Annotated in this window: 21 protein-coding genes; 13 read left to right on the top strand and 8 right to left on the bottom strand. The window is 39.8% G+C overall.

What is annotated here, in order from left to right; genetic code table 11:
• The first annotated feature begins 31 nt into the window (after positions 1-31).
• Both NY014_RS00170 and NY014_RS00165 read left to right on the top strand, forming a co-directional pair.
• On the top strand, positions 32-628 hold the full coding sequence (locus NY014_RS00170; protein WP_259412508.1) for an acyl carrier protein phosphodiesterase: 597 nt from the start codon (positions 32-34) through the stop codon (positions 626-628).
• Positions 625-1083 carry a hypothetical protein gene (locus NY014_RS00165; RefSeq protein ID WP_259412507.1) on the top strand — a complete coding sequence of 153 codons (459 nt, stop codon included), beginning with the start codon at positions 625-627 and terminating at the stop codon, positions 1081-1083. Before NY014_RS00170 ends, NY014_RS00165 begins: the two co-directional genes overlap by 4 nt.
• Positions 1084-1099: 16 nt before the next feature.
• Here NY014_RS00165 and NY014_RS00160 read toward each other — a convergent pair whose 3' ends face one another.
• From NY014_RS00160 to NY014_RS00140, 5 genes are all read right to left on the bottom strand, one after another.
• Complete coding sequence (locus NY014_RS00160; protein ID WP_135069071.1) at positions 1100-1639, bottom strand: inorganic diphosphatase; 540 nt, start codon at positions 1637-1639, stop codon at positions 1100-1102.
• 68 nt (positions 1640-1707) lie between these two features.
• Positions 1708-2799 (bottom strand): hybrid sensor histidine kinase/response regulator, encoded by a 1092-nt coding sequence (locus tag NY014_RS00155; RefSeq protein WP_259412506.1) that lies wholly within the window; start codon positions 2797-2799, stop codon positions 1708-1710.
• The gene (locus tag NY014_RS00150) at positions 2792-4903 is read right to left on the bottom strand and encodes a sensor histidine kinase (RefSeq protein WP_259412505.1); all 2112 of its coding nucleotides are present in this window, start codon (positions 4901-4903) and stop codon (positions 2792-2794) included. Before NY014_RS00150 ends, NY014_RS00155 begins: the two co-directional genes overlap by 8 nt.
• A 3-nt stretch (positions 4904-4906) precedes the next feature.
• The gene (locus NY014_RS00145; protein ID WP_259412504.1) at positions 4907-5608 is read right to left on the bottom strand and encodes a hypothetical protein; all 702 of its coding nucleotides are present in this window, start codon (positions 5606-5608) and stop codon (positions 4907-4909) included.
• Positions 5608-7854 carry an Rv1355c family protein gene (locus NY014_RS00140; RefSeq protein WP_259412503.1) on the bottom strand — a complete coding sequence of 749 codons (2247 nt, stop codon included), beginning with the start codon at positions 7852-7854 and terminating at the stop codon, positions 5608-5610. Before NY014_RS00140 ends, NY014_RS00145 begins: the two co-directional genes overlap by 1 nt.
• A 221-nt stretch (positions 7855-8075) precedes the next feature.
• Here NY014_RS00140 and NY014_RS00135 point away from each other — a divergent pair, with 221 nt between their 5' ends.
• The gene (locus tag NY014_RS00135; RefSeq protein ID WP_259412502.1) at positions 8076-8549 is read left to right on the top strand and encodes a response regulator; all 474 of its coding nucleotides are present in this window, start codon (positions 8076-8078) and stop codon (positions 8547-8549) included.
• Position 8550: 1 nt separating this feature from the next.
• On the opposite strand, the gene NY014_RS00130 is transcribed toward NY014_RS00135, so the two are convergent.
• Genes NY014_RS00130 through porX form a run of 3 tightly spaced genes read right to left on the bottom strand, consistent with a single transcriptional unit; the run spans position 8551 to position 11747 of the window.
• Positions 8551-9762, bottom strand: a complete 1212-nt coding sequence (locus NY014_RS00130) for an alanine dehydrogenase (protein WP_259412501.1) — start codon at positions 9760-9762, stop codon at positions 8551-8553.
• A complete protein-coding gene (gene tsaE / locus NY014_RS00125; RefSeq protein ID WP_259412500.1) occupies positions 9755-10183 on the bottom strand; it encodes a tRNA (adenosine(37)-N6)-threonylcarbamoyltransferase complex ATPase subunit type 1 TsaE in 429 nt (142 codons plus the stop codon). The genes NY014_RS00130 and tsaE overlap by 8 nt, the downstream gene beginning before the upstream one ends.
• A 7-nt stretch (positions 10184-10190) precedes the next feature.
• Complete coding sequence (gene porX, locus NY014_RS00120; RefSeq protein ID WP_259412499.1) at positions 10191-11747, bottom strand: T9SS response regulator signal transducer PorX; 1557 nt, start codon at positions 11745-11747, stop codon at positions 10191-10193.
• Positions 11748-11805: 58 nt separating this feature from the next.
• On the opposite strand from porX, the gene NY014_RS00115 reads away from it, so the two are divergent.
• The 10 genes from NY014_RS00115 to ccoN all read left to right on the top strand — a co-directional run bounded on the left by NY014_RS00115 (position 11806) and on the right by ccoN (position 23093).
• Positions 11806-13038: an HD domain-containing protein gene (locus tag NY014_RS00115; protein ID WP_259412498.1), complete on the top strand. Its 1233-nt coding sequence runs from the start codon at positions 11806-11808 to the stop codon at positions 13036-13038.
• 15 nt (positions 13039-13053) lie between these two features.
• The gene (gene lpxD, locus NY014_RS00110; RefSeq protein ID WP_259412497.1) at positions 13054-14076 is read left to right on the top strand and encodes a UDP-3-O-(3-hydroxymyristoyl)glucosamine N-acyltransferase; all 1023 of its coding nucleotides are present in this window, start codon (positions 13054-13056) and stop codon (positions 14074-14076) included.
• 38 nt (positions 14077-14114) lie between these two features.
• On the top strand, positions 14115-15509 hold the full coding sequence (locus tag NY014_RS00105; RefSeq protein WP_259412496.1) for a bifunctional UDP-3-O-[3-hydroxymyristoyl] N-acetylglucosamine deacetylase/3-hydroxyacyl-ACP dehydratase: 1395 nt from the start codon (positions 14115-14117) through the stop codon (positions 15507-15509).
• Positions 15506-16285, top strand: coding sequence for an acyl-ACP--UDP-N-acetylglucosamine O-acyltransferase (gene lpxA, locus NY014_RS00100; protein ID WP_259412495.1), 780 nt, complete (start codon positions 15506-15508; stop codon positions 16283-16285). The genes NY014_RS00105 and lpxA overlap by 4 nt, the downstream gene beginning before the upstream one ends.
• Before the next feature lie 5 nt (positions 16286-16290).
• On the top strand, positions 16291-16908 hold the full coding sequence (locus tag NY014_RS00095; protein WP_259412494.1) for an ABC transporter ATP-binding protein: 618 nt from the start codon (positions 16291-16293) through the stop codon (positions 16906-16908).
• Between the two features lie 60 nt (positions 16909-16968).
• Positions 16969-17457 (top strand): hypothetical protein, encoded by a 489-nt coding sequence (locus NY014_RS00090; protein ID WP_259412493.1) that lies wholly within the window; start codon positions 16969-16971, stop codon positions 17455-17457.
• A gap of 197 nt (positions 17458-17654) precedes the next feature.
• Positions 17655-18284, top strand: a complete 630-nt coding sequence (locus NY014_RS00085) for a hypothetical protein (RefSeq protein WP_259412492.1) — start codon at positions 17655-17657, stop codon at positions 18282-18284.
• 70 nt (positions 18285-18354) lie between these two features.
• Entirely contained in the window at positions 18355-20787 is a 2433-nt protein-coding gene (locus NY014_RS00080) for a heavy metal translocating P-type ATPase (RefSeq protein ID WP_259412491.1), read from the top strand.
• Between the two features lies 1 nt (position 20788).
• Complete coding sequence (gene ccoS, locus NY014_RS00075; RefSeq protein WP_259412490.1) at positions 20789-20974, top strand: cbb3-type cytochrome oxidase assembly protein CcoS; 186 nt, start codon at positions 20789-20791, stop codon at positions 20972-20974.
• Complete coding sequence (gene ccoN, locus NY014_RS00070) at positions 20967-23093, top strand: cytochrome-c oxidase, cbb3-type subunit I (RefSeq protein WP_259412489.1); 2127 nt, start codon at positions 20967-20969, stop codon at positions 23091-23093. Before ccoS ends, ccoN begins: the two co-directional genes overlap by 8 nt.
• Position 23094: the final 1 nt, after the last annotated feature.

The raw sequence follows: 23094 nt of genomic DNA, 5'->3' as shown, positions 1-23094 counted from the left end.
AACCGAGAGAGTTTTCCGATAATCATCAAACATGAATTTCCTCGCTCATGCATTTCTATCGTTTGGTCATGAAAAAATCCTCGTCGGGAATTTCATAGCTGATTTTGTCAAAGGAAAGCAGCTGGAAAAGTTTGAAAAACAGATTCAAATCGGAATTCAACTCCACCGAGCAATTGATTTTTTTACAGATTCTCATCCTTTGGTAAAAGCAGCCCAAGCTTACTTAAGGCCCAAATTTGGACATTATTCCTCTGTTATCACGGATGTCTTTTTTGACTATTTTCTGGTAAAAAATTGGAATCAATATTCAGGAGAACCTGTAGAGAAATTTATCCAAAACGTCTACAACACTCTTGATCGCTATGCGCTGGTTTTCCCAGCCCGATTTGCTGGAATGTACCATTGGATGAAAAAAGACAACTGGCTCTTACACTATGGTGAAATAGATGGGATTCGGCGAGCTTTGACTGGTATGGCAAGAAGAGCCCAGTTTGAATCAAAAATGGAACAAGCTCACTTGGCTTTAGTTGAAAATGAGGATGAATTTGAGCTTATTTTCTTCGCTTTTTTCAAGGAATTGGAGAGTTTTGCCTCAGAAAAATTAACCGAACTGGAAAATCAAACATGATTGTCATCAAACCAAAAGGTTCCACGTATTTCTCTTTGGGACTTATCGTCCTTGTGTTATTAGCAGGCCTTATCATGATACTTCGGGATTTCGCCTACAAAGGGAGCTTTGGGCTTTGGTTTTATCTAGTTTCCGCTACGATTATCACGTTAGTGCTTTTGATGCTTTTGGTCAAAATGATGGCAGGGTTTCGGTTTATCACAGCAGGAAAAGATCACATCGTACTTAAATTACCTTTAAGGAGCTTTCAAAAGGCCTATCCTATTTCAGAAATCCTCGCTTGGGAAGAGGAAATTGTGATAGCTAATAAAAAGGAATTCCGACAGCTTACAGTTGCTTTTTCGGATCAACAATCATTCTCCGTATCAAACCATGAGCACAATTCCTACACAGAACTGGTGAAATATCTCCGAAAAAAAGCACCTAAAAAAGAGGTGAAAAACAAAAAAGCCTGATTTCTCAGGCTTCCTTTTATCGTTGATTTCTAAAGTGCTTATCGTAGAGTTGAATGCTCTCCGTGATGATTCGTAAGGCTTCTTCCTTACCCAAGAAATCCTCCACTTTCACTTCTTTATTCTCCAATTTTTTGTAGTCTTCAAAGAATCGATGCACCTCTTTCATCAAATGAGGGGGAAGCTCATCTATGTCATTGATGTAATTCACTGATTGATCTCCTGCAGCCACAGCGATGATTTTATCATCAGCCTCACCTCCATCGACCATACGCATCACACCAATTACCTTAGCCTCCACCAAAGTCATTGAAGGAATATCGATCTGGGAGATAATCAGAATATCCAAAGGGTCATGGTCTTCACAATAAGTTTGTGGAATAAACCCATAATTCGCAGGGTAATGAACTGCTGAAAACAACACCCTATCCAGCATAAGCATACCGGATTTTTTGTGAAGCTCATATTTACCTTTACTTCCTTTAGGAATTTCCACTACGCCCATCACAATCTCAGGCGCATTTTTCCCGATGTTTACATCGTGCCAAGGATTAATCATACGGATTTGTTTTGTTGAGAAAAAGTTTTTGCAAAGATAGGCTTTCAAGGGCAAAAGCCCAGCTTTCCTTACAAATTCAATGAAGGCAGAACCACACGAACGGTAGTTCCCTCATTCAAAATTGACTCAAGTTCCACATTTCCACCCAATTGCTCGACGGCTTCCTTGACCATATACAAGCCCAAGCCAGTGCCTACATTTTTCTGGGTTGCTCGGGTGAAAAGATTAAATACTTCCGGATGATGTCGATCTTCGATTCCGATTCCATTATCCTCCAACATAATATAGGCTTGCCCATCTCGCACATCGACAGTCAAGGCGATACGCTTTTCTCCAGGTTCGTTTTTCTGAAATTGTACAGAGTTGGAAAATAGGTTATTCAAAATCACCCGAATCTTGGAATCATCAGATAAGAATTCCTCATTCTGATTGACCTGGATTTCTACATGAAAATGGCTCAAGTCAAATTTTGCCCGATAGGCTTCCATCTGTTGATTGACCACTTCTTTGAAATTGATCGAAGTAATCTTATGATCAATTTTCGTGGAGCGATAAAAGTCGAGCATTTTGTAAATAAAATCATCCAGCTTAGTGGTAGCTGAATCAATCATTTCAAAAAACTCCAACACATGAGGATCTTGAATCTCCATTTTAGCGAGTTTAGAGACACCTGAAATACTCATTAATGGACCTCTCAATTCATGAGACAAACTGTAAACAAACTGGTTCATCTCAGTATGAAGCTTTTGAAGTTTGATGTTTTTCTCCTTTAGCTCCTGCCGCATGAAGTAAATATCAGCAGCGTTTTTGATGGAGTTTTTGATTTGCTCAATATTCCAAGGCTTATCGATAAATCGATACACCTCCCCTTTATTGATCGCGTCAATTACAGAAGCGATATCCGAATAACCTGTCAGAAGGATTCGAACAGGATCCGGATTAATCTGAATCATTTTTTCAAAAAATTCAGTACCTGTCATTCCAGGCATTCGCTGGTCAGCAATGACTACATGGATTTCTTCCTCTTGGACGATTTTAAGTCCTTCAAACGCATCGATTGCGGTAAAAATTTTGAAGTCTCTTCTTAAAGTAGCCCTAAAAGATTTTAGGTTGTTGTCTTCATCATCGATGTAGAGCACCCGAATGTCACTACTATTCATGCTTTACGTTGCTTTGGTGTACAGGTAGTGTAATTATAAAAGTGGTTCCTTGGCCGACTTCAGTTTCTACTTCCATCGTTCCCTTATGATTTTCAATTATAGAATAAACAATTGAAAGCCCCAAACCGGTACCCTTACCAACAGCCTTTGTGGTAAAGAATGGTTCGAAAATTCGTTGCTTAACATGCTCTGGCATTCCAGGGCCATTATCCCCAATTTCCACTGAAACAGTATCTCCATGAGAACGGGTCCGAATCTCGATTTTTGGATCCTTAATTTCCTCCATATGATCACTTAAAGCATGAACAGCATTATTGATGATATTCATGAATACCTGGTTGATTTTACCAGCCAAGCATTCTACCATTGGCAGTTCTCCGAAATCCCGTACGATTCTGATTTTTCCAGGAATAGAGCTATTCAAGAGAATCAAGGTACTATTAATACCATCGTGTAGATCCACTTTCTTGACATCCTGTTCATCCACACGGGAGAAAAGTCGCAATCCTTTCACTATCTCAACAGTACGCTTTGCACCCTCTTCCATCCCTTTGAGAAGTTGGTTAACTTCTTCCAACACATAATCTAATTCCAGCTCCTCTTCCAAGTCTGCTGCCTTCTTTTTAGAGCCCTCTTGGAATTCTTTTTGTGCTGTTTCCCGATAGAAATCAATAACCTCCATAATATCATTGATATCGCGTTTCAGAGGCGTGATATTTGAACTCACAAAGTTGATTGGGTTATTGATCTCATGGGCAATACCAGCTGTTAATTGACCAAGCGAAGCCATTTTTTCCTGACTCACTAACTGACTTTGGGTATTTTGAAGGTTACGAAGTGCTTGTTCCAATTCGTCTGTCCGCACCCTTACTTTTTCTTCTAGCAAAGTATTTTGCTCCCTCACCAATTCTTCATTTTCCTTTAACACCTTCAAGCGCTCTGCCTGCTCTTCTTCTTTCTCTTTTTTCAAGATATTGATCTTATCCGCCAAGGCGAAAGAGAGTAATACTACTTCTAAGGCAGACCCAAGAGGCATAATGTATGCCGTAAGGTCATTTGTAGGGATTACACCCATTTCGCTTAATACGAAAAGGAAAATTCCAAACATAAAAATGGACCAAGCCAAGAGGTAATATCTTGCTGGTCGATACCCCATTTTCAATACAGAAAATGCTACAAGCAAAACGAATAAAACAACAATAGACTGGGTAACCAGTAAGGTTTGATAGCTTATGGTGATGGAGAAAAAGAATGCATTCACCAAAATGAAGGCATATACCACATAGATAAAGTAAAATCCTTTATCCAGTTTTGGAACAAATTTATCAGTGGAGAGAAACACTCTCAAAAACCAGATTCCCACAATACTTACCATGGAGGAAAAAATCACTCCTGACCTTAGGTTTAGCCAAACTGAATCAGGCCATAATAATTCCTGCGTATATCCAAGAATGGAAGATTGAGCAAACCAAACCAAGATGGTATGGATTACATAAATAAGGTATAGTTTATCTCTTACAGAAAAATAAAGGAAGAGGTTGTAAAAGAACAAGCCAACAATGACACCTGTAAAAATCCCAAACAGGATATTCTCCCTATTGATCAATTTTTCTAAGAAGTCCCGATCAGCAACTGTTGAAGTAATGATTTTTTTATTAACGCTGTGGACTCTTAGGTAAATATCAGAAGGTGAATTGACTGGAAGATTAACCTTGAAAATAATCGATTTAGATGGTATTGGCTTTGAATCAAAATCAACCAATCGTCCTCCCATAACTTGTTCAATAACCTCACCTTGGTGAACCACAAACAATTCCAAACTATCGAGGGACGGATTGTTTATGTAGAGGTATTTTTGAGAATCAAGGCCTTGGTTTTCAACATAATATTTTAACCAAACTACGTCATTATTGATCCCAAAATTAATGTTCTTGTTCTCTAAAAGAGAAAAATCTTCACGACCCATAACCTCTTTAATCGAAAGAGGATCATCTTCATTCAAAATCAAATACTCATACTTATCCAGGTTAATATTAGAACCTTGAATTAATATGGGTGATTGATTAAAAAATAGCAGGATAAAAGAAATGAAACTAAATATCATATATTATCTCCAATTAGGATTTTTTATTCTTAAATCATAAGTGATTTCAACCGGACCTTTAAGTGTCTGTTCAACTCGAGTGCAGACAAGATTTTGTCTTAACTCTAAAATAAAATCTCTTTCAACAGGAAGAGCGAGAGGCAAGTTTTCGACATCTCTTAAAATGGCAAGTGTGGCCACAAGGTCCAGTTTAGGGTAAAAAAAGGTTCCATTATTACCAATACCTTCTTCAATTTCGAAACCTTTTTGTAAGGTCGGCTTTAATGTATATTCTGCACAAAGCGCAAATAGAGTTGGTACTTGAATTTGTTCAGCTATAACCAAGGAAGTTCTCGATAAAAAAATGGCTCCGATTCCATATCCAGAAATTGCTCGACTATTCCACAGGCCACCAATTTCGCCCGTTCCAGCCTCGCGATATTTGGCAACTAGATCATAAATTCCAGAATCAACAGGCGCAATTGCACCTTCTAGTGGAAGTGGATATTCTTTTGAGGCAACATGGATTCTTAGACCACTTACTACTTTTCCAGTGGAGTTTTCATGAACAGTCACTACAAAAACATAGGGATTGTCCTTCCAATCGTTATTGGAGGAAGTTACTTTGGTGACTCCGTATTCCTTTAGAACATTTGCATGTCCTTCTATGAATTGTTCACAGATTTCAGGTTCATCTACAGCCCGGAAAGCCTTGAAAGTAAACATTACCCCAACTTAATTAACGTCTCACTTACATCCCTGCGATAAGAGCGCATACTTGGCTCTCCAGCAAAATTCAACCTGAACATAAAAATTTCTTCCATACCATCCTTCACACCATACAATTTTTTTAAAGCTTTATAATGTTCTGCAATCAGTTGAGTTTCCCGCTCCTCAAAACCATGGTCATTTTCACGTTTTACTCTTTGGAAGATAAATAAGGAAGCAGTTACAGGTTGGAAAGCAATCCCCATCATATTGGCTTTTATCCAAATACGTTGTAGAATTTTTCCTGCTTCCAAAATTGATTCGGGTGTGTACTTTTTACTCTGCAGCAAAAATATGGCCGAGCTTGCCATCAAAGTTGAATGAGATATCTTGGTCAAGCCATATCCCATTAAAAATTTCCTGAAAAACTTAACCGTTCTTGGATCTTTCAAGAGCCCCATTGCTGCTCTTTCGGCCCCACTTAATTCCAATGTAGCTAAGTCAATCCCATCTTTTGTTTCCCGAGCTTCTTTATCGTTCCATCTCACTTCATGAATAAAATCCTGGAGACCTTGCTCATGAAATAATCGCATTCGATCCATTCCACCCAACACCTCAGAAAGTTTTTCAAGATCTTTTTCTTCTGTCAAAAAATCTAAACTCATTTCTTCAGAATCCACAAAAGAAAGGATGGCTTCTAATTGATCATCATCTAATAATTTCCTCTTTGGATTTTTTCTATTAGTACAGCGAAGCCCAGCCCCTTCATATAAATCCAAATGAGGAATATCCAAGGATTGATTTTGTTTGCTTGCAAACCGAACACTTGCAATTAAATCATCATCAAATTCCTTGATTTGAGATATCACTTCAATTTCGATCCCATGCTTTCCGCAAAAAATTCTCAAATTTTCAAGAGCAGCTCCAAAAGCAATTAAAGACCCTGTCCCTTTATAATCTAGCAAAGAATAACTTCGAACTTTATCATGGAAAAGATGTAAAACGCCTCTTTGATCCAAAACCCATATCCAAGGTTGAACATTTCCACCCGAAGGAGCTAGATTGGCGAAAGAGATCATCTCCTCCAACTCTTTCTCGGTGGGGAGATAACCTGAAGGGAGAATATCATCTGGAACTGCAGCCTTGAAATCTCCATTTTGCACATTTTTCAACTCAGGAATTTTGATTTCCTCCAAAGTCTCCAAATGAACGATCTCATCTAAATCCACATAGTAGCGACCAGATTTCACAGGATCACCGAGCAATAATTTACGCCCAACATGTGCCACTGAAGCTCCACCTAAAAAAACAGCTGAGGCAAGTTGAGGCCAGCTGCTGATGGTTTGGCCAACTTCCAATAAGGATGCTTTCATTCTTGGAGAAAGCGTATCGGTTCCGGTAATTTTTAAGCCAATCCCTACCTTCTGTTGGGTAGTAAGGTTTTTTAAGGAATTCAAATCAATATTCCCCATCAACCCATGGAAAATGGGACGATTAGGTTCTAAATCGAAGCGCTCCACATCTAGCATGCCTCGATCAGAAGTATCCATTAATACAGGAATACCATAGAACTTGGCTTTTTCACGAAGTAAAATCTTCATATCCAAGCTATCACATTCATCTATTACCAAGTCCAACTTTCCATTTTCTGTGAAAAAGTCGTCTATATTTTGTTCAGTAACTCCCTCCCTAAACAGTGTGAGATTCAAATAGGGATCAATTTCAGAAATTTCTCTTGCAGCGATTACTACTTTCTCAAGTCCTAGACTAGTCACTCCAGCCTTCAGTCTATTTAAATTACTCAGTTCGAGAGTATCAAAATCAGCAAGCCTCATTTCTCCGCAGCTTCGCTCCAAAGCCATCGCTAAGGCAATACTCTGGCCGACAGAAAGTCCAACAATCCCAATCTTTTTGCCTGCTAGAAACTCATGTTCTTGAGGAGTAATTTTGTAATTATTGCGAATTGTACGAATTCGAATAAAATCTTCTTCAGGAAGAATATGTACTAAATGATTTTTCCAAGGGTAATAAACCCAAAGTCCGTAGGTTTCCCGGTCTACTTTTTGAAAAAACTCTTTCGCCTTTTTAGCTAATTCTTCAGGTGAAAAAGATATAGAAGGGCTACCAGCCTTGATAAGGTCTTTTACCTGGCTTTCGATTTGATCTACAACGACTACATAAGGCAACTCCCTCAACCTCAAAATCTCCTCCTTTTGCCGAGGCAATTTTGGGTCGAGAAGTATGGGTTGAACACTATTCTCCAAAGTGATTTTTGGTGAAGCTAACATTTATGAAGCACAATAAGGGTGATATGCTTGGTAAAGTTAGTTTTTGATTTTTATTCTCAAATTAAATTCAAAATTAATTTTATAAGTTAAATTCAACATCTTTATGGAGCAAACATGAAAAACAATTGTTGTTTGTTTTTGCCAAGAAAAAATAATTATTTGGAGAAATTTTAATCGGTTCCCGGCTGGGTCAACAAATGGAAGAGAAGAAAGAAGAGAAAATCAGAATTCTATATGTGGACGATGAAGAAAATAATCTTCAAGCGTTTAAGGCTACTTTCCGAAGAGATTATAAGATTTTTTTAGCTATTTCGGCAGACGAAGGTCGCGAAATCCTCAAAAACGAGGATATCGAAATAATCATTACCGACCAACGAATGCCAGAACAAACTGGGGTGGAATTTTTGGAGTCTATTATCCCTATTTATCCAAGTCCGATCCGAATCCTTTTGACTGGATACACTGATATTCAGGCGGTAATTGATGCAATTAACAAAGGTCAAGTCTATCACTACCTCACCAAGCCTTGGGAGGAGGATTACCTCCGAACTGTAATTAAAAATGCCTATGAAGTTTTCTCATTACGTCGAGAAAATGAACGTCTTACTCAGGCATTGATCAAAGCTAATGAGCAATTGGAGTTTTTACTCCGACAAAACCTACTTTCCTGATTTAATATCTGGCAGCGAGCAATAGCTGAAGTTCCTTATGTGTAAGGTCAAATTTCCTTGCTAAATAAGCATTGGTTAAGCTGCCTCTATAGGTATATACCCCTCTCAAAAACCAGCGATAGTTGAAAATCATTTCTTCTGCCCCGCCTAAATCAGCCATTTGTAGAATTATAGGGGTAAAAATATTAGAGAGAGAATAGGAGGCAGTGCGTGATACTCGGGACGCAATATTTGGCACGCAATAATGAATTACATCGTGCACCATAAAAGTTGGATCCTGATGTGTAGTCATTCTTGCTGTTTCTATACATCCACCCTGATCAATCCCCACATCTATAATGATGCTTCCATGCATCATGTTCGCCACCATCTCTTCATTAACCACGATTTTATTTCTTCCCTTCTCAGCGCGAAGAGCCCCAATGACCACATCAGCTTCTGCCAAAGCCTGAGTTAAGGTTAGATTATCAATGGTGGAAGTATAAATCTGCTGTCCTAAAAGCTGCTTCAGCCTTCTCAGCTTGTAAATATGGTTATCGAAAACCTTGATATTAGCTCCAAGTCCCAAAGCCGTTCTTGCAGCATATTCTGCTACAGTGCCTGCACCAATAATCACTACTTGTGTAGGCGGCACTCCAGTCACCCCTCCCATGATTAAGCCTTTTCCATCATTAACACTGGAAAGATATTCGGCAGCAATAAGCATAACAGTACTTCCTGCAATCTCTGACATTGCACGCACAACAGGCATTCCCCCCACCTTGTCTTCCAAATATTCGAAAGCAATTGCGGTGATTTTTTTTGCATTCAAGGCCTCGATAAACTCCCGGTTTTGCCGACCTATTTGAAGTGCCGAAATCAAGCAGCTCCCCGGAGTCATTTTTTCGATTTCTCCTAAATCAGGTGCATCTACCTTCAAAACCACTTGAGCTTGAAGAGCTTCTTCAGGAGAATACACAACTTTGGCTCCGGCATCTGAATAATCCTGATCAGAAAATTTGGAAGCCTTCCCTGCTCCTGTCTCCACCACTACTTCTAAACCATTATTCGTCAGAAGCCCTACTGCTTCCGGAGTTAGTACTACCCTTCTTTCTTCCGATGATTTTTCTTTGGGCAAGCCGATAGTTATGGATCGCTGTCCTTTTTGAACTACCGCAGGGGCTTCCTTCGGGATTAAGCTTGCGGCTGCAATTTCTTTGATTTCGTTAGGCATCTTGGAAATGTTCTAGGGTAATTTTTCGGCTTGTGGGACTATTATAGTCAATTTTTACCAAAAGAAAGTGATCCGGGAGGTAGTCCCCTAGTTTTTCCGGCCATTCTATCCAGCAATAATTCCCACTATAAAAATACTCTTCTATTCCGATATCCAAGGCCTCTTCCGGGTCTTCAAGCCGATAAAAATCAAAATGATAGATGGTTTCACCCTGATCGGTCTCGTAGTGATTGACTAAGGAAAATGTAGGACTGCTCACTTCATCAACCAATCCTAATTTCTTTCCAATAATCTTGATCAGGGTGGTTTTCCCTGCCCCCATTTGCCCTTGGAAAATCCAAATTTTCTCACCTGAAGCTTGTTCGATGAGCCATTCGGCCACCTCTTCCAAGTCCTTCAATTCATAAACCTTCGAATTCAACGTCTTCTTATTTTGACCTGAGATACAGGATTGGAACGATCATTTCCTCCAAAGATACACCACCGTGCTGAAATGTATCCTTGTAATAATTGACGTAGTAATTATAATTATTTGGATAGGCGAAAAAATAGTCCTCCACAGCGAAAACGTAGGCACTTGAGACATTCAGCTTAGGAAGTTTGGCTTCCTCAGGCCTTGAAATCTCAAATACTTTTCCATGCTCGAAACTGAGGTTTTTACCTTGCTTATATCTCAGGTTTGTTGTGACATTTTTATCCCCAACAATTCGGTAAGGCTTATTAACTCTTTTTGTACCATGATCGGTAGTAATAATCACTTCTGCTCCCGCTTGCTGAATTTTTTTCAGCATTTCGAAAAGTGTCGAATGTTCAAACCAACTTTTGGTCAAAGATCGATAGGCAGATTCATCCGGAGCCAATTCCCGGATCATTTTCATATCCGTCCTTGCATGGGAAACCATATCCACAAAATTGTAAACCAAAACATTTAAGTCGTTTTGGAGCATATTATGGAACTGATCCAAGGCATTTTTACCTTGGTTAGCTTGAAGAATTTTGGTGTAAGAAAATTTAATGTTCAGCCGGTTTTTCTCAAGATTTATTCGCAGCCATTCCTCCTCGTAGTTGTTTTTTCCTTCATCCGAATCCTCATTTTCCCAAAATTGAGGATAGAAACGCGCCATATCCATAGGCATCATTCCACTGAATAATGCATTTCTGGCAAATGCAGTGGTTGTAGGCAAAATACTGTAGTAGGTATCCTTTTCCTGCATAGTAAAATAAGGTGCAATCAAAGGCTCCATATCTTCCCATTGATCTAGTCTTAAATTGTCTATGACAATAAAAAACAAAGGAGTTCCAGCCTTGATCCTAGGAAAAACTTTTTTTCGCATGACTTGATGAGAAAGCAAAGGCTTCTCTGCATTTCGCTCATCCATCCAACTCAAATATTCCTTTTTTATAAAGCGGGCAAAATTTGCATTGGCTTCTGTCTTTTGGGTTTCCAAGACTTCCTGCATGCTTTTGTTCTCTGTCTGATCAATCTGCAGTTCCCAATAAGTCAGCTTTTTATAAATATTAGACCAGTCCTCATGATCTACCGCCTCTCCCAAAGCAGTACTGATATTCATAAAATCCTGCTGATAGCTGAGGGTGGTTTTTTCTTCAATGAGCTGACGGTTTTGAAGGATTTTCTTAACAGAAAGCCAAATCTGACTGGGATTGAGCGGTTTGATTAGATAATCAGCAATTTTTCCTCCAATCGCATCATTCATGATCTGCTCCTCTTCACTTTTGGTGATCATGACAACTGGAATTTGAGGTTTGATCTGTTTGATCTGCTGAAGTGTCTCCAGTCCTGTCATCCCTGGCATCATTTCATCCAAAAAAACCAAGTCGAAGGATTCTTTTTCAATTTCCTCCACGGCATCCACCCCTGAATTCACCGTAATGATTTCATAGCCTTTTTGTTCCAAAAATAAAATGTGAGGTTTGAGCAGGTCTATTTCATCATCTGCCCAGAGAATCCTTGCTTTTTGCGTCATACTGATTTCTGATTCTTTTAAAATTATAACTACTTTTGGGTAAACAAAATAGGCCTCCTTGAAAAGCCAGAAAATACTCAATGATCCTGTTTATGGTTTTATCACGATTCCAAGTGAGCTGATTTTTGAGATCATTGACCATCCTTTCTTTCAGAGATTACGCCGGATCAAGCAATTGGGTTTGACTGATTTTGTCTATCCGGGGGCGTTGCATACCCGATTTCACCACGCCTTGGGCGCTATGCATCTGATGCAGATCACTTTAGAAAATCTCCGAAATAAAGGTACTGAAATCAGTGATCAGGAATTTGAAGCGGCACTTATTGCGATTTTGCTTCATGATATCGGCCATGGACCATTTTCCCATGCTTTAGAATACAGCTTGCTGCAAGGTGTACCGCATGAAAAGCTGTCTTTAATGATCATTGACCTGCTCAACCAGGAACTGAATGGGGGTCTGGATTTAGCCCTTAAAATTTTTAAAAATCAATACAAACGGAAATTTTTCCATCAATTGGTTTCAAGTCAGTTGGATATTGACCGACTAGATTATTTGCAGCGGGATTGCTTTTTCACCGGAGTTTCAGAAGGAACTATCGGAGCTGATAGAATCATCAAAATGATGGATGTCAAAAATGACCAAATCGTCATTGAGGAAAAGGGAATCTATTCTATCGAAAACTTCCTAAGTGCACGACGGTTGATGTATTGGCAGGTTTATTTGCACAAAACAACCGTGAGTGCTGAAAAAATGCTCATCAATTTGATTCAACGGGCAAAAGATCAAAAGTCAGCAGGAGCAAATTATCCAGTCTCTGATGAATTTAATTTCTTATTGGAAAACAATTTACAACTAACTGATTTTGAGAAAAATCCAGAATTGTTGCGTATTTTCCTAGAGCTTGATGATTTTGATATTTGGGGAGCCATCAAACTTTGGAAAAAGTCAGAAGATTACGTGCTTCGAAATATTTCGACCATGTTTTTGACAAGAAATCTTTTCAAAATTCAACTCAGCAATGATCCTTTTAAAGAGGAGACCTTGGAAACTTCAAGGACAAAAACCATAAATAAGTTGGGGATACCAGAAGAAGATTTGACTTATTTCTTTTCATCAGGATCTCTGAGTAATTACGGATATTTAGCAAAGGACCGAATTTCCATTTTAACCAAAAAAGGAGATGTCGTGGATGTGGCTCAAGCAGCCGACTTACCTAATATCAAAATCATGAGTAAAGTCGTGAAGAAACACTATATATGTAAGGCTAAAAACCTAATTTTAGATCGTTAAACCCAAATTTACTGCATGGAATTCACCTTAAGGCAACTAGCTGATCTGCTCGGAGGAAAAGTAGAAGGAGATGAAAGCGTAAAGGTAAATCGTCTGGATAAAATCCAGGAAGGTAAGCCTGGAGGAATCAGTTTTTTAGCCAACGAAAAATACGAACCTTACCTCTATCAAACAGCTGCTTCGGCGGTAATCGTTTCAGAAGGTTTCAAGCCCTCTAAGGCTTATCAAACTAACCTAATTCGAGTAAAAGATGCTTATTCCAGTTTTACCCAAATCTTGGAAACCTACTCGCAATTCACAAAAGCTTCCTTTCAAGGTATAGAAGAACCGAGTTATATGGATCCGAGCAGCCAAATTGGTAAAGGGCATTATAGAGGTGCATTTTCTTACATCGGGAAAAATACCCAGATCGGAAATCAGGTAAAAATCCACCCCCATTCCTACATCGGAAATCAAGTAAAGATTGGTGATAACTGTATCATACACCCGGGAGCCAAAATTTGTGATGGATCCGTGATTGGGAATCATTGTGAAATCCACCCTGGTGCAGTTATCGGGTCGGATGGCTTTGGCTTCGCTCCTCAGGAAGACGGAAGCTACAAGGCTATACCTCAGATTGGAAATGTGATTTTGGAAGATTGGGTAAGTATTGGAGCGAATGTCACTGTAGACTGCGCTACTATGGGATCAACCATCATTCGAAAAGGAGCCAAAATTGATAATTTGGTTCAAATCGCCCATAATGTAATCATTGGAGAAAATACGGTTATCGCTGCGCAAGCAGGAGTTTCCGGTTCTTCTGAGTTAGGAAAGAATTGTGTTATTGCTGGAAAAGCCGGAATTGTAGGACATATAAAAATCGCAGATAAAACCACAATAGGCGCAAATACAGGAGTAATAAAATCCATTAAAAAGCCTGGCCAAACCTTTTTTGGATACATCGGGATGGAAATGAAACAATTTTTGAAATCCTACTCCATCTTCAAAAATCTGGAGGACTTGGAGAGCCGAATCAAAGAACTCGAAAAAAAGCCTTAATTTTGCGCCCCAACACAATCCAATTGGTTGATTAACAAATGAAAGTAAAACAGCATACCATAAAAAAGCAGGTGGAACTTTCCGGTGTGGGGCTTCACACTGGGGTAATTTCAAACATGACCTTTTTGCCTGCACCTCCAAACCATGGAATAAAATTCCAAAGAGTGGATTTGGAAGGAAGACCAACTGTTGATGCAGACTGTGATTTGGTTGTAGATGTATCTAGAGGAACCACTTTGGAACAAAATGGAGCCCGTGTCTACACCGTGGAGCACGTGTTAGCAGCTTTAGTGGGTTTGGAAATCGATAATGTTTTGATCCAATTGGATGGTCCAGAACCACCTATCATGGATGGTTCTTCTATCCAATTCATCGAAGTTCTAGAGGAGGCTGGATTGGAAGAGCAAAATGCACTTCGAAGATTTTTTGAAGTTCAGGAAAGCATTCAATACAAAGATTCATCTCGCGAAGTAGAGATGGTAGCACTTCCTACGGATAACTACCGAGTGACTGTGATGGTGGATTACAACTCACCGGTTTTAGGAAGTCAACATGCTTCTATTACTGATATCAGCCAATTCAAATCTGAGATTGCGTCCTGCAGAACTTTCTGTTTTTTGCATGAACTTGAAATGCTATATAATTCCAACCTGATTAAAGGTGGGGATTTGAATAATGCAATTGTGGTTGTTGATCGGGTGGTTGAAAAAGAAGAGTTACAGCACCTCGCCAAAATGTTCAACAAGCCACATGTAGAAGTAAAAAAAGAAGGGATTCTCAACAATGTTGACCTTCGATACAGAAATGAGCCAGCTCGACACAAACTTTTAGATGTGGTTGGTGATTTGGCATTGGTTGGAAGACCGTTGAAAGCACAAATCTTGGCTGCTAGACCAGGACATGCAGCGAATGTTGCTTTTGCAAAGAAAATTAAGCGAGCCATGGAAAAATCCTCCACCTCGCATATCCCTTACTATGATCCGAAGCTTCCACCGGTGATGGATATCAACCAAATCAGTAATATCCTTCCTCACCGCTATCCTTTTCAGCTTTTAGATAAAATCATCTATTTGGATGATACAGTAGTAGCTGGGGTGAAAAATGTGACCATGAACGAACCTTTCTTTTTGGGACATTTTCCGGGAAACCCAGTTATGCCTGGTGTACTTCAAGTAGAAGCTATGGCTCAAACAGGGGGGATTTTGGTTTTGAGTACGGTTGACGATCCTGAAAATTACTGGACCTACTTCCTCGGAATTGAAAGCTGCAAATTCAGGAAAATGGTACTTCCAGGAGATACATTGATTTTTAAGTGTGAACTTTTGGCCCCAATCCGTCGTGGAATCGCAAAAATGAGAGGTGAAGCCTATGTAGGCAACACTCTTGTGTGTGAAGCGGTCATGACAGCCAGCATAACCCGTAAGGAATCATGATCAGTCCGCTCGCACATGTAAGCCCAGATGCCACTATTGGCAAAAATGTAAAAATTGATCCCTTCACTATGATCCATGAGGATGTGGTCATTGGAGATGATACTTGGATTGGTCCTAATGTCACTATCTTCCCAGGTGCGCGTATTGGGAAAAAATGCAAAATTTTCCCCGGTGCTGTCATTGCAGGGATTCCTCAAGACTTGAAATTTCAAGGTGAGGACTCGACTGTTGTAATTGGTGATAATACTACCATTCGTGAATGTGTAACTATCAGCCGAGGAACAGTAGACAAGCAAACAACGGTAGTTGGCAGCAATTGCTTGCTGATGGCTTATGTTCATGTAGCTCATGATTGTGTCATAGGAAGCAATGTGATCATTGCCAATTCGGTGCAGATTGCCGGTCACGTATCCATTGATGATTGGGCTATTGTGGGAGGTTCAAGTGCTATTCACCAGTTCGTAAAAATCGGAATGCATGCAATGATCTCCGGTGGGTCCTTGGTTCGAAAAGACGTCCCTCCTTTCACCAAAGCCGCTCGCGAACCACTTTCTTATGCAGGTGTTAATTCTTTAGGTTTGCGAAGAAGAGGATTTACCTCGGAAACCATCTCCCACATTCAGGAAGTTTACCGCTATCTATTCCTGAACAGCATGAACAATTCCAGAGCTTTGGAAGAAATCGAAGTAAACCTTCCAGCAACGAAGGAAAGAGACGAAATCCTAAATTTCATTCGCTCTTCTGAAAGAGGTGTAATGAAAGGTTATATCAACTAAAACCCATGAAAATCCAGGTTGTAGAAGCCTCCAAACGCTTTCAGTACGAATGGATTTTCAAAAACCTTTCGATCAATCTCGAATCAGGTGATTCTTTAGCAATTACTGGGAGTAATGGTTCTGGAAAATCCACTTTGCTGAAATGCTTGACCGGATCCATACCTTTGACTTCTGGAAAGATCAAATACTCAATTGAAGGAAAAGATATCGAAGACTCGGATTGGTTTAGGCATCTAAGCATTGCAGCACCATATTTGGAATTACCAGAAGAATTCACTCTCTCCGAATTACTGGATTTTCATTTCAAGTTTAAAAACCCTATTAAAGGGATTTCTTTAGAAGAAATTCTTGAATTGGTCTATTTGAAAGAACATCATGGGAAATTCGTGTCTCAGTTTTCGTCAGGCATGAAGCAAAGGCTGAAACTGGCGCTGGCTCTGATGTCTGAGTCAGATGTGATATTTCTTGATGAACCTACTTCCAATCTCGACAAAAAAGGAATAGCCTGGTATCAAGAGCTTATAGGCGCCTATCAAATGGATCGAATATTAATCGTATGTTCAAATGAGCAACGTGAATATGATTTTTGCCAACAAAAATTGGTTTTAGAAGATTATAAATAAAGTCCCTGCTTTGATCTTAACGGGATATAGCTAATTTTAAAGTTCTAATAGAAACAGAGTATGATGAAGACAGCTGGAAGGTGGTTTTTATTCACCTTTTTAATCACATTTTTTTGGGCTTGCGGTGGTGACTCTCCTACTCCCCAACCCCCACAAAAAACTCCTGAAGAGTTAGCAATTGAAGCGCTTACCGGTACAGGTACGCAAGCGTGGTCGATTGCCGGAGGCGGTTCGGTGACTCGAAGTGGCACCAATGTTACCGACTTGTATCAGAATTTCGAATTGATCATGAATTCAGGTTCTTCGAAAACCTACACTACATTAAATAACAATGATCTTTTTGATGCGTCTGGAAATTGGAGTTTTTCAGGCACCAATTTCGATAAATTCATGCTAACTGGAGGAAAACCAGCAGCAGGAAGAGAAATTTCATTTACACGGACTGGGGATAATTTAAGATTAGAATTCAATATCCCTGCACCAGGAGCACGAATCAATGGAGTTCAGGCAGTAGCTGGAAGCTATGTCTTCAACCTTTCGAAAAAATAACCACAAATATAAATTTTGATGAAAAGAGGGCTTAGGCCCTCTTTTTTTTGCCCTAAAATTTCATGATTTAAGACTTTATACCAATTCCCTCCTTCCAAATCAAGCTCATAAAAGCTGACTTTAATCATACGAGCTTATGGAATTGGTCACTCGCCTCCTAGATGACTACCTGTAGATTTGTACAAATGCCCAAGTCTATGGAAATCAAAACACCCTTAAGCATCAAGTTTCATCTCCCTGATGAGATTATGCGAGAATATAATTGTCCAGTTCTCGCTCGGGATTTTTGGCCTGGACAAGACGAAAGCCTAATGTGCGATTCGATCGATGGCGACCCTTCCTTGGTTACCATTGACCTAGTCAAAATTTTAGATTGGCTTCGTCAAGAAGAACTCCCTAAACCTTTGGAAAAAGAAGTATGTGACATTCCTGTTTTACTATTCGTTCCAGACTTCTCTACCAATCATTTACTCTTTCATTACGATGGGACTCCCCAATCGGCACAGTTGATTCGGCATTTCATCAACTTGTTCCAAAACAAAATCAAGAACAGCAAGGCAACGATCATTTCTCCTTCCTTTATCCCAAAATCTAAAATCAAAGAAGAACAGGATCTCATTCAATTAGTTGCAAAATCCACCCGTGAAACCAGTTTTATTAAATTTAATTTTATGCGAATTGGAGACTTTTGGTCTTATGCTGTCAAACATCATTGTACGCTTTTAGTCACCACCAAAAATTACCAATCAGATCTCATTAAAGTACTCTATCATTTTTACAAGAGTAAACTCTGGAGCGATCAATTATCCTTTTACTTATCCGTATAAGTCATTTTGAAACCTGATGAATGTCATGTTTATCGGGTGATTATTAGGTAATTTTTGTAAAAAAGTACGTATGCCCACAACTATACAAACAGAAAAAACGAAATGCTACCATTGCGGTGAAAACTGCGAAAATGATGCATTGAAGGTGGGCGATAAGGTTTTTTGCTGTCAAGGATGCAAACTTGTCTATGAAGTACTTTCCGAAAATGACATGTGCACCTATTATGATTTGGGAGCGCATCCAGGTGAAAGCCAGAAAGAGAAAAGCGGAAGAAGTAACCGTTTTGATTATTTAAAAGATCCGGATACCGCGAGAAAGCTTCTTGATTTCCAAAATGACACAGAGAGTCACGTCACTTTTTATATTCCTTTAATTCATTGCGCATCCTGCATTTGGCTTCTGGAAAATTTGTATCAAATCCATCCGGGAATAACCTTTAGCCGAGTAGATTTTATCAAGAAAAAGGTCCAAATCAAATTCCAACATCAAAAAATCAGCCTTCAGGAAGTAGTAAGCCTACTTTCTACTATTGGTTACGAGCCGAAGATTTCGCTCTCCAATCTTGATAAAAAAGCAAAGAATAATACAGTAGATAAGCGGACGGTAAAGCGATTGGCAGTTGCTGGTTTTTGTTTTGGGAACATGATGTTGTTCAGCGTTCCTGAATACTTTTCGGAAGTTGAATTGATCGCTGAAAACTTTCGGGGACTATTTAATTACTTAAATGTCCTTTTAGCCATTCCAGTTGTCACTTATGCTGCTAGCGATTATTACATCTCTGCTTGGAATTCGGTCAAGCAAAGACGAATTAATATGGATGTTCCTATCGTGTTGGGAATTATATCCTTGTTTGTTTATAGCCTTTGGGAAATCTTCGCCCATGGAAATGCAGGCTATATGGATAGCTTGGGTGGTTTATTGTTCTTTTTGCTATTAGGAAAAATCTATCAGCAAAAGACCTTTTCTGCACTGGAATTTGATCGGGATTACAAATCTTATTTTCCAATTGCTGTTACCAAGCTGGTTCAAAACCAAGAAGAAGTTATCCCATTAACTAAACTGGAGGTTGGAGATGTGATTTTGGTTCGGGATGAGGAATTGATTCCTGCAGACTCACTTCTTTTAAGTGATTCAGCTCAGATTGATTACAGTTTTGTAACAGGCGAAGAGGTTCCTGTACCAAAAAGAAAAGGGGAATTGATCTATGCCGGTGGTCGTCAAAAAGGAGACCCTATCCTATTGACCATCCAAAAGTCGCCTTCACAAGGATATCTGACAGATCTTTGGAACAATGAGAGTTTTGAAAAACCTAAGGATAAGTTACTCGAACCACTTTCGAATAAAATTTCAGGAATCTTTACTTGGACAGTTTTAAGTATAGCCTTTGCTGCTTTCCTATTCTGGGCTCCAACAGACTTTTCTTTTGCTATCAAAGCTCTTGCTTCGGTGTTGATCGTGGCATGTCCTTGTGCTCTTGCCATGTCCACTCCATTTACCCTTGGAAATACGCTGCGAATCTTTGGACGTGGGAAATTTTACCTAAAAAATGCGAGTGTCGTTGAACGCTTGGCTTTGGTAGATACTGTGGTTTTTGATAAAACAGGCACGCTCACTGATCCAGCAAGAGCACAGATTTCATTCTTTGGTGAAGAATTATCTGAAGAAACCAAAGCAATACTAAAGGCCATGGTTTCAAGATCTACCCATCCTCTCAGCAACCGAATCAATGGGTGGCTCGGAAATATTCCTTCTAAAAAGCTAGACTCAATTCACGAAGAAAAAGGTCTGGGAATCAGAGCAACTTATTTGGAACAAGAAATCCGCTTAGGCTCAGCTGCATTTTGCGAAATCGAAAACCCAGTCCATCTACATGAAGGAAATGTGGTTTATCTCAGCATATCGGGAGTAGAGCTAGGATACTTTCATATTTTATCTGGCCTTCGAGAAAAAGCACCAGAGGTTGTGGGTGCGCTGGAACCTGTCTATGATCTCCATCTTTTATCCGGAGATCATTCCCATGAATTGAATTCTTTAAAGCAAAATCTTGGAAAAGGAATCCATTACCATTTTCAACAAAGTCCTTTAGAAAAGCTAAACTATCTAAAAGAACTCAATCAGGAAGGAAAAAGAACCCTAATGATCGGAGATGGTCTAAATGATGCTGGGGCTTTACAGGAAAGTGAGGTAGGAATTGCAGTATCTGATCGGGTGAGTCATTTTTCTCCAGCCAGTGATGCAATTCTGGATGCAAGCTCTTTCGACAAGATTCCAAGCTATTTGAGCTTTGCCAAGAAAAGCCGAAACATCATCAAAGCCAGCTTTGCATTGAGCTTTTTGTATAACGTGATCGGAATAAGCTTGGCGGTACAGGGGATTTTAAGCCCTGTGATTTGTGCGATTCTGATGCCACTATCAAGTATTTCGGTAGTCGTATTCACCACCCTATCAACCAATGCGCTAGCCTGGAAGATGGGATTAATTCATTCTAAAACCGAAAACTAATATGGAGGTCATCTTTCTTTTAATCGGTGTAAGTCTGGTTCTAGCAGGAAGCTTTTTATTTCTGTTTTTCAAAGCAGTAAAAAGCGGTCAGTTTGAAGATGACTATACCCCTTCCGTTCGGATTCTCTTTGATAATCATAAAAAACCAAATAAAAATCAACCAATAAAACCTAAGTCCAATGAATGACGCTACACTGGAAAGGTTCCAATACGACAATAAGATCGTCAAGTATTTTGGAGCCGCTACAATTATCTGGGGCCTAGTAGGTATGCTCGTGGGGGTTATTGCCGCCACCCAGCTATTTTGGCCTGAGGCAAATTTGGGCAATCCCTACACTACTTTTGGTAGGATTCGCCCCCTGCATACTAATGCAGTAATTTTTGCCTTTGTGGGAAATGCGATTTTTGCTGGGGTATACTACTCCATGCCGAGATTGCTCAAAACCCCGATGTGGAATAAATCCCTAAGTTGGTTCCACTTCTGGGGTTGGCAATTAATTATTTTGGCTGCTGCCATCACCCTACCCCTTGGTCTGACGACCTCCAAAGAATACGCTGAATTGGAATGGCCAATTGACATTGCTATTGCTTTGGTATGGGTGGCATTTGGAGCAAATATGATCGGTACCCTGATCAAAAGAAGGGAGCGTCACATGTATGTGGCTATCTGGTTTTATTTGGCCTCATTTGTTACGGTAGCTGTTCTGCACATTTTTAACTCCCTAGAACTTCCTGTATCATTTACCAAGAGTTATTCTGCCTATGCGGGCGTTCAGGATGCTTTGGTTCAGTGGTGGTATGGACACAATGCAGTGGCATTCTTCCTGACCACTCCATTCTTAGGACTGATGTATTATTTCTTGCCAAAAGCAGCTAATCGTCCTGTTTACTCTTACAAACTTTCAATCGTACACTTTTGGTCCTTGATCTTCATTTACATGTGGGCAGGTCCTCACCATTTGTTGTACACAGCTCTTCCTGAGTGGGCTCAGGTGCTAGGAACAGTTTTCTCAGTCATGCTGATCGCTCCTTCTTGGGGAGGTATGGTAAATGGTCTTTTGACTCTTCGCGGAGCTTGGGACAAGGTTAGAAACGAGCCAGTGTTAAAATTCATGGTGGTAGCTGTAACTGCCTACGGTATGTCCACCTTTGAAGGTCCAATGCTTTCTCTTAAAAATGTGAATGCTATTGCGCACTATACTGACTGGATCGTAGCACACGTACACATTGGAGGACTAGGATGGAATGGTTTCTTGACCTTCGGTATGCTATACTGGATGTGGCCAAGATTATTCAAGACTACGATATATTCTCAGAAAATGGCCAATGCTCACTTCTGGATTGGAACCTTAGGAATTATTTTCTACGCCCTTCCTATGTATGTGTCAGCATTGACTCAATTCTTGATGCTTCGAGAGTTTGATGAAATGGGTCGCTTGGCTTATGGCAACTTCCTACAGACTGTAGTGGAAATCGTTCCAATGTATGTTCTTCGAGCATTTGGAGGTTTGCTTTACTTGACTGGAGCCATCTTAATGGTGTACAACATGTACAAAACAGCTCAAAAAGGAACATTTGAAGCTTATGAAGAAGATCAAGCTCCTGCACTTGCTAAAAACTACAACCCTGCTGGAGAATTCTGGCACAGAGCATGGGAAAGAAAGCCTATTTTCTTCACTGTTTTGGCAACAGTTGCGATCGCTATTGGTGGCGCTATAGAGATCATCCCAACCATTTTGGTAAAATCCAATGTGCCTACCATTTCTTCTGTGAAGCCTTACACCCCTCTTGAACTGGAAGGTAGGGACCTATACATTGCAAATGGCTGTGTGGGTTGTCACTCTCAAATGATCCGACCATTCCGTTTTGAAACAGAGCGATATGGCGAATATTCAAAAGCAGGTGAATTTGTTTATGATCGTCCATTCCTTTGGGGATCCAAACGAACTGGACCTGATTTGCATAGAATCGGTGGAAAATACCCTGATTCATGGCACTATTTCCATATGGAAGATCCTACTTCCATGTCTCCAGGGTCTTTGATGCCACCATACCCTTGGATGAAAGAAAATGTAATGGATTACTCTGATCTCCCAGCAAAAATCAGAACACTCCAAAAATTGGGCGTTCCGTATCCAGAAGGATATGATGAGCAAGCGATGGCAGATTTGGAAAATCAAGCCAATCAAATTGTCACCAATTTGAAAGATGCCGGAGTAGAGGTAATGCCGAATACAGAAATCGTGGCATTGATCGCTTATCTACAGCGACTAGGTACAGATATAAAAGCAACAGCATCAAATTAAT

The organism is Algoriphagus limi (assembly GCF_024919275.1).
GTDB classification, from domain to species: domain Bacteria; phylum Bacteroidota; class Bacteroidia; order Cytophagales; family Cyclobacteriaceae; genus Algoriphagus; species Algoriphagus limi.
The sequence above is the reverse complement of the archived record's forward strand: the minus strand, read 5'-3'. Positions and strand labels throughout refer to the sequence as shown.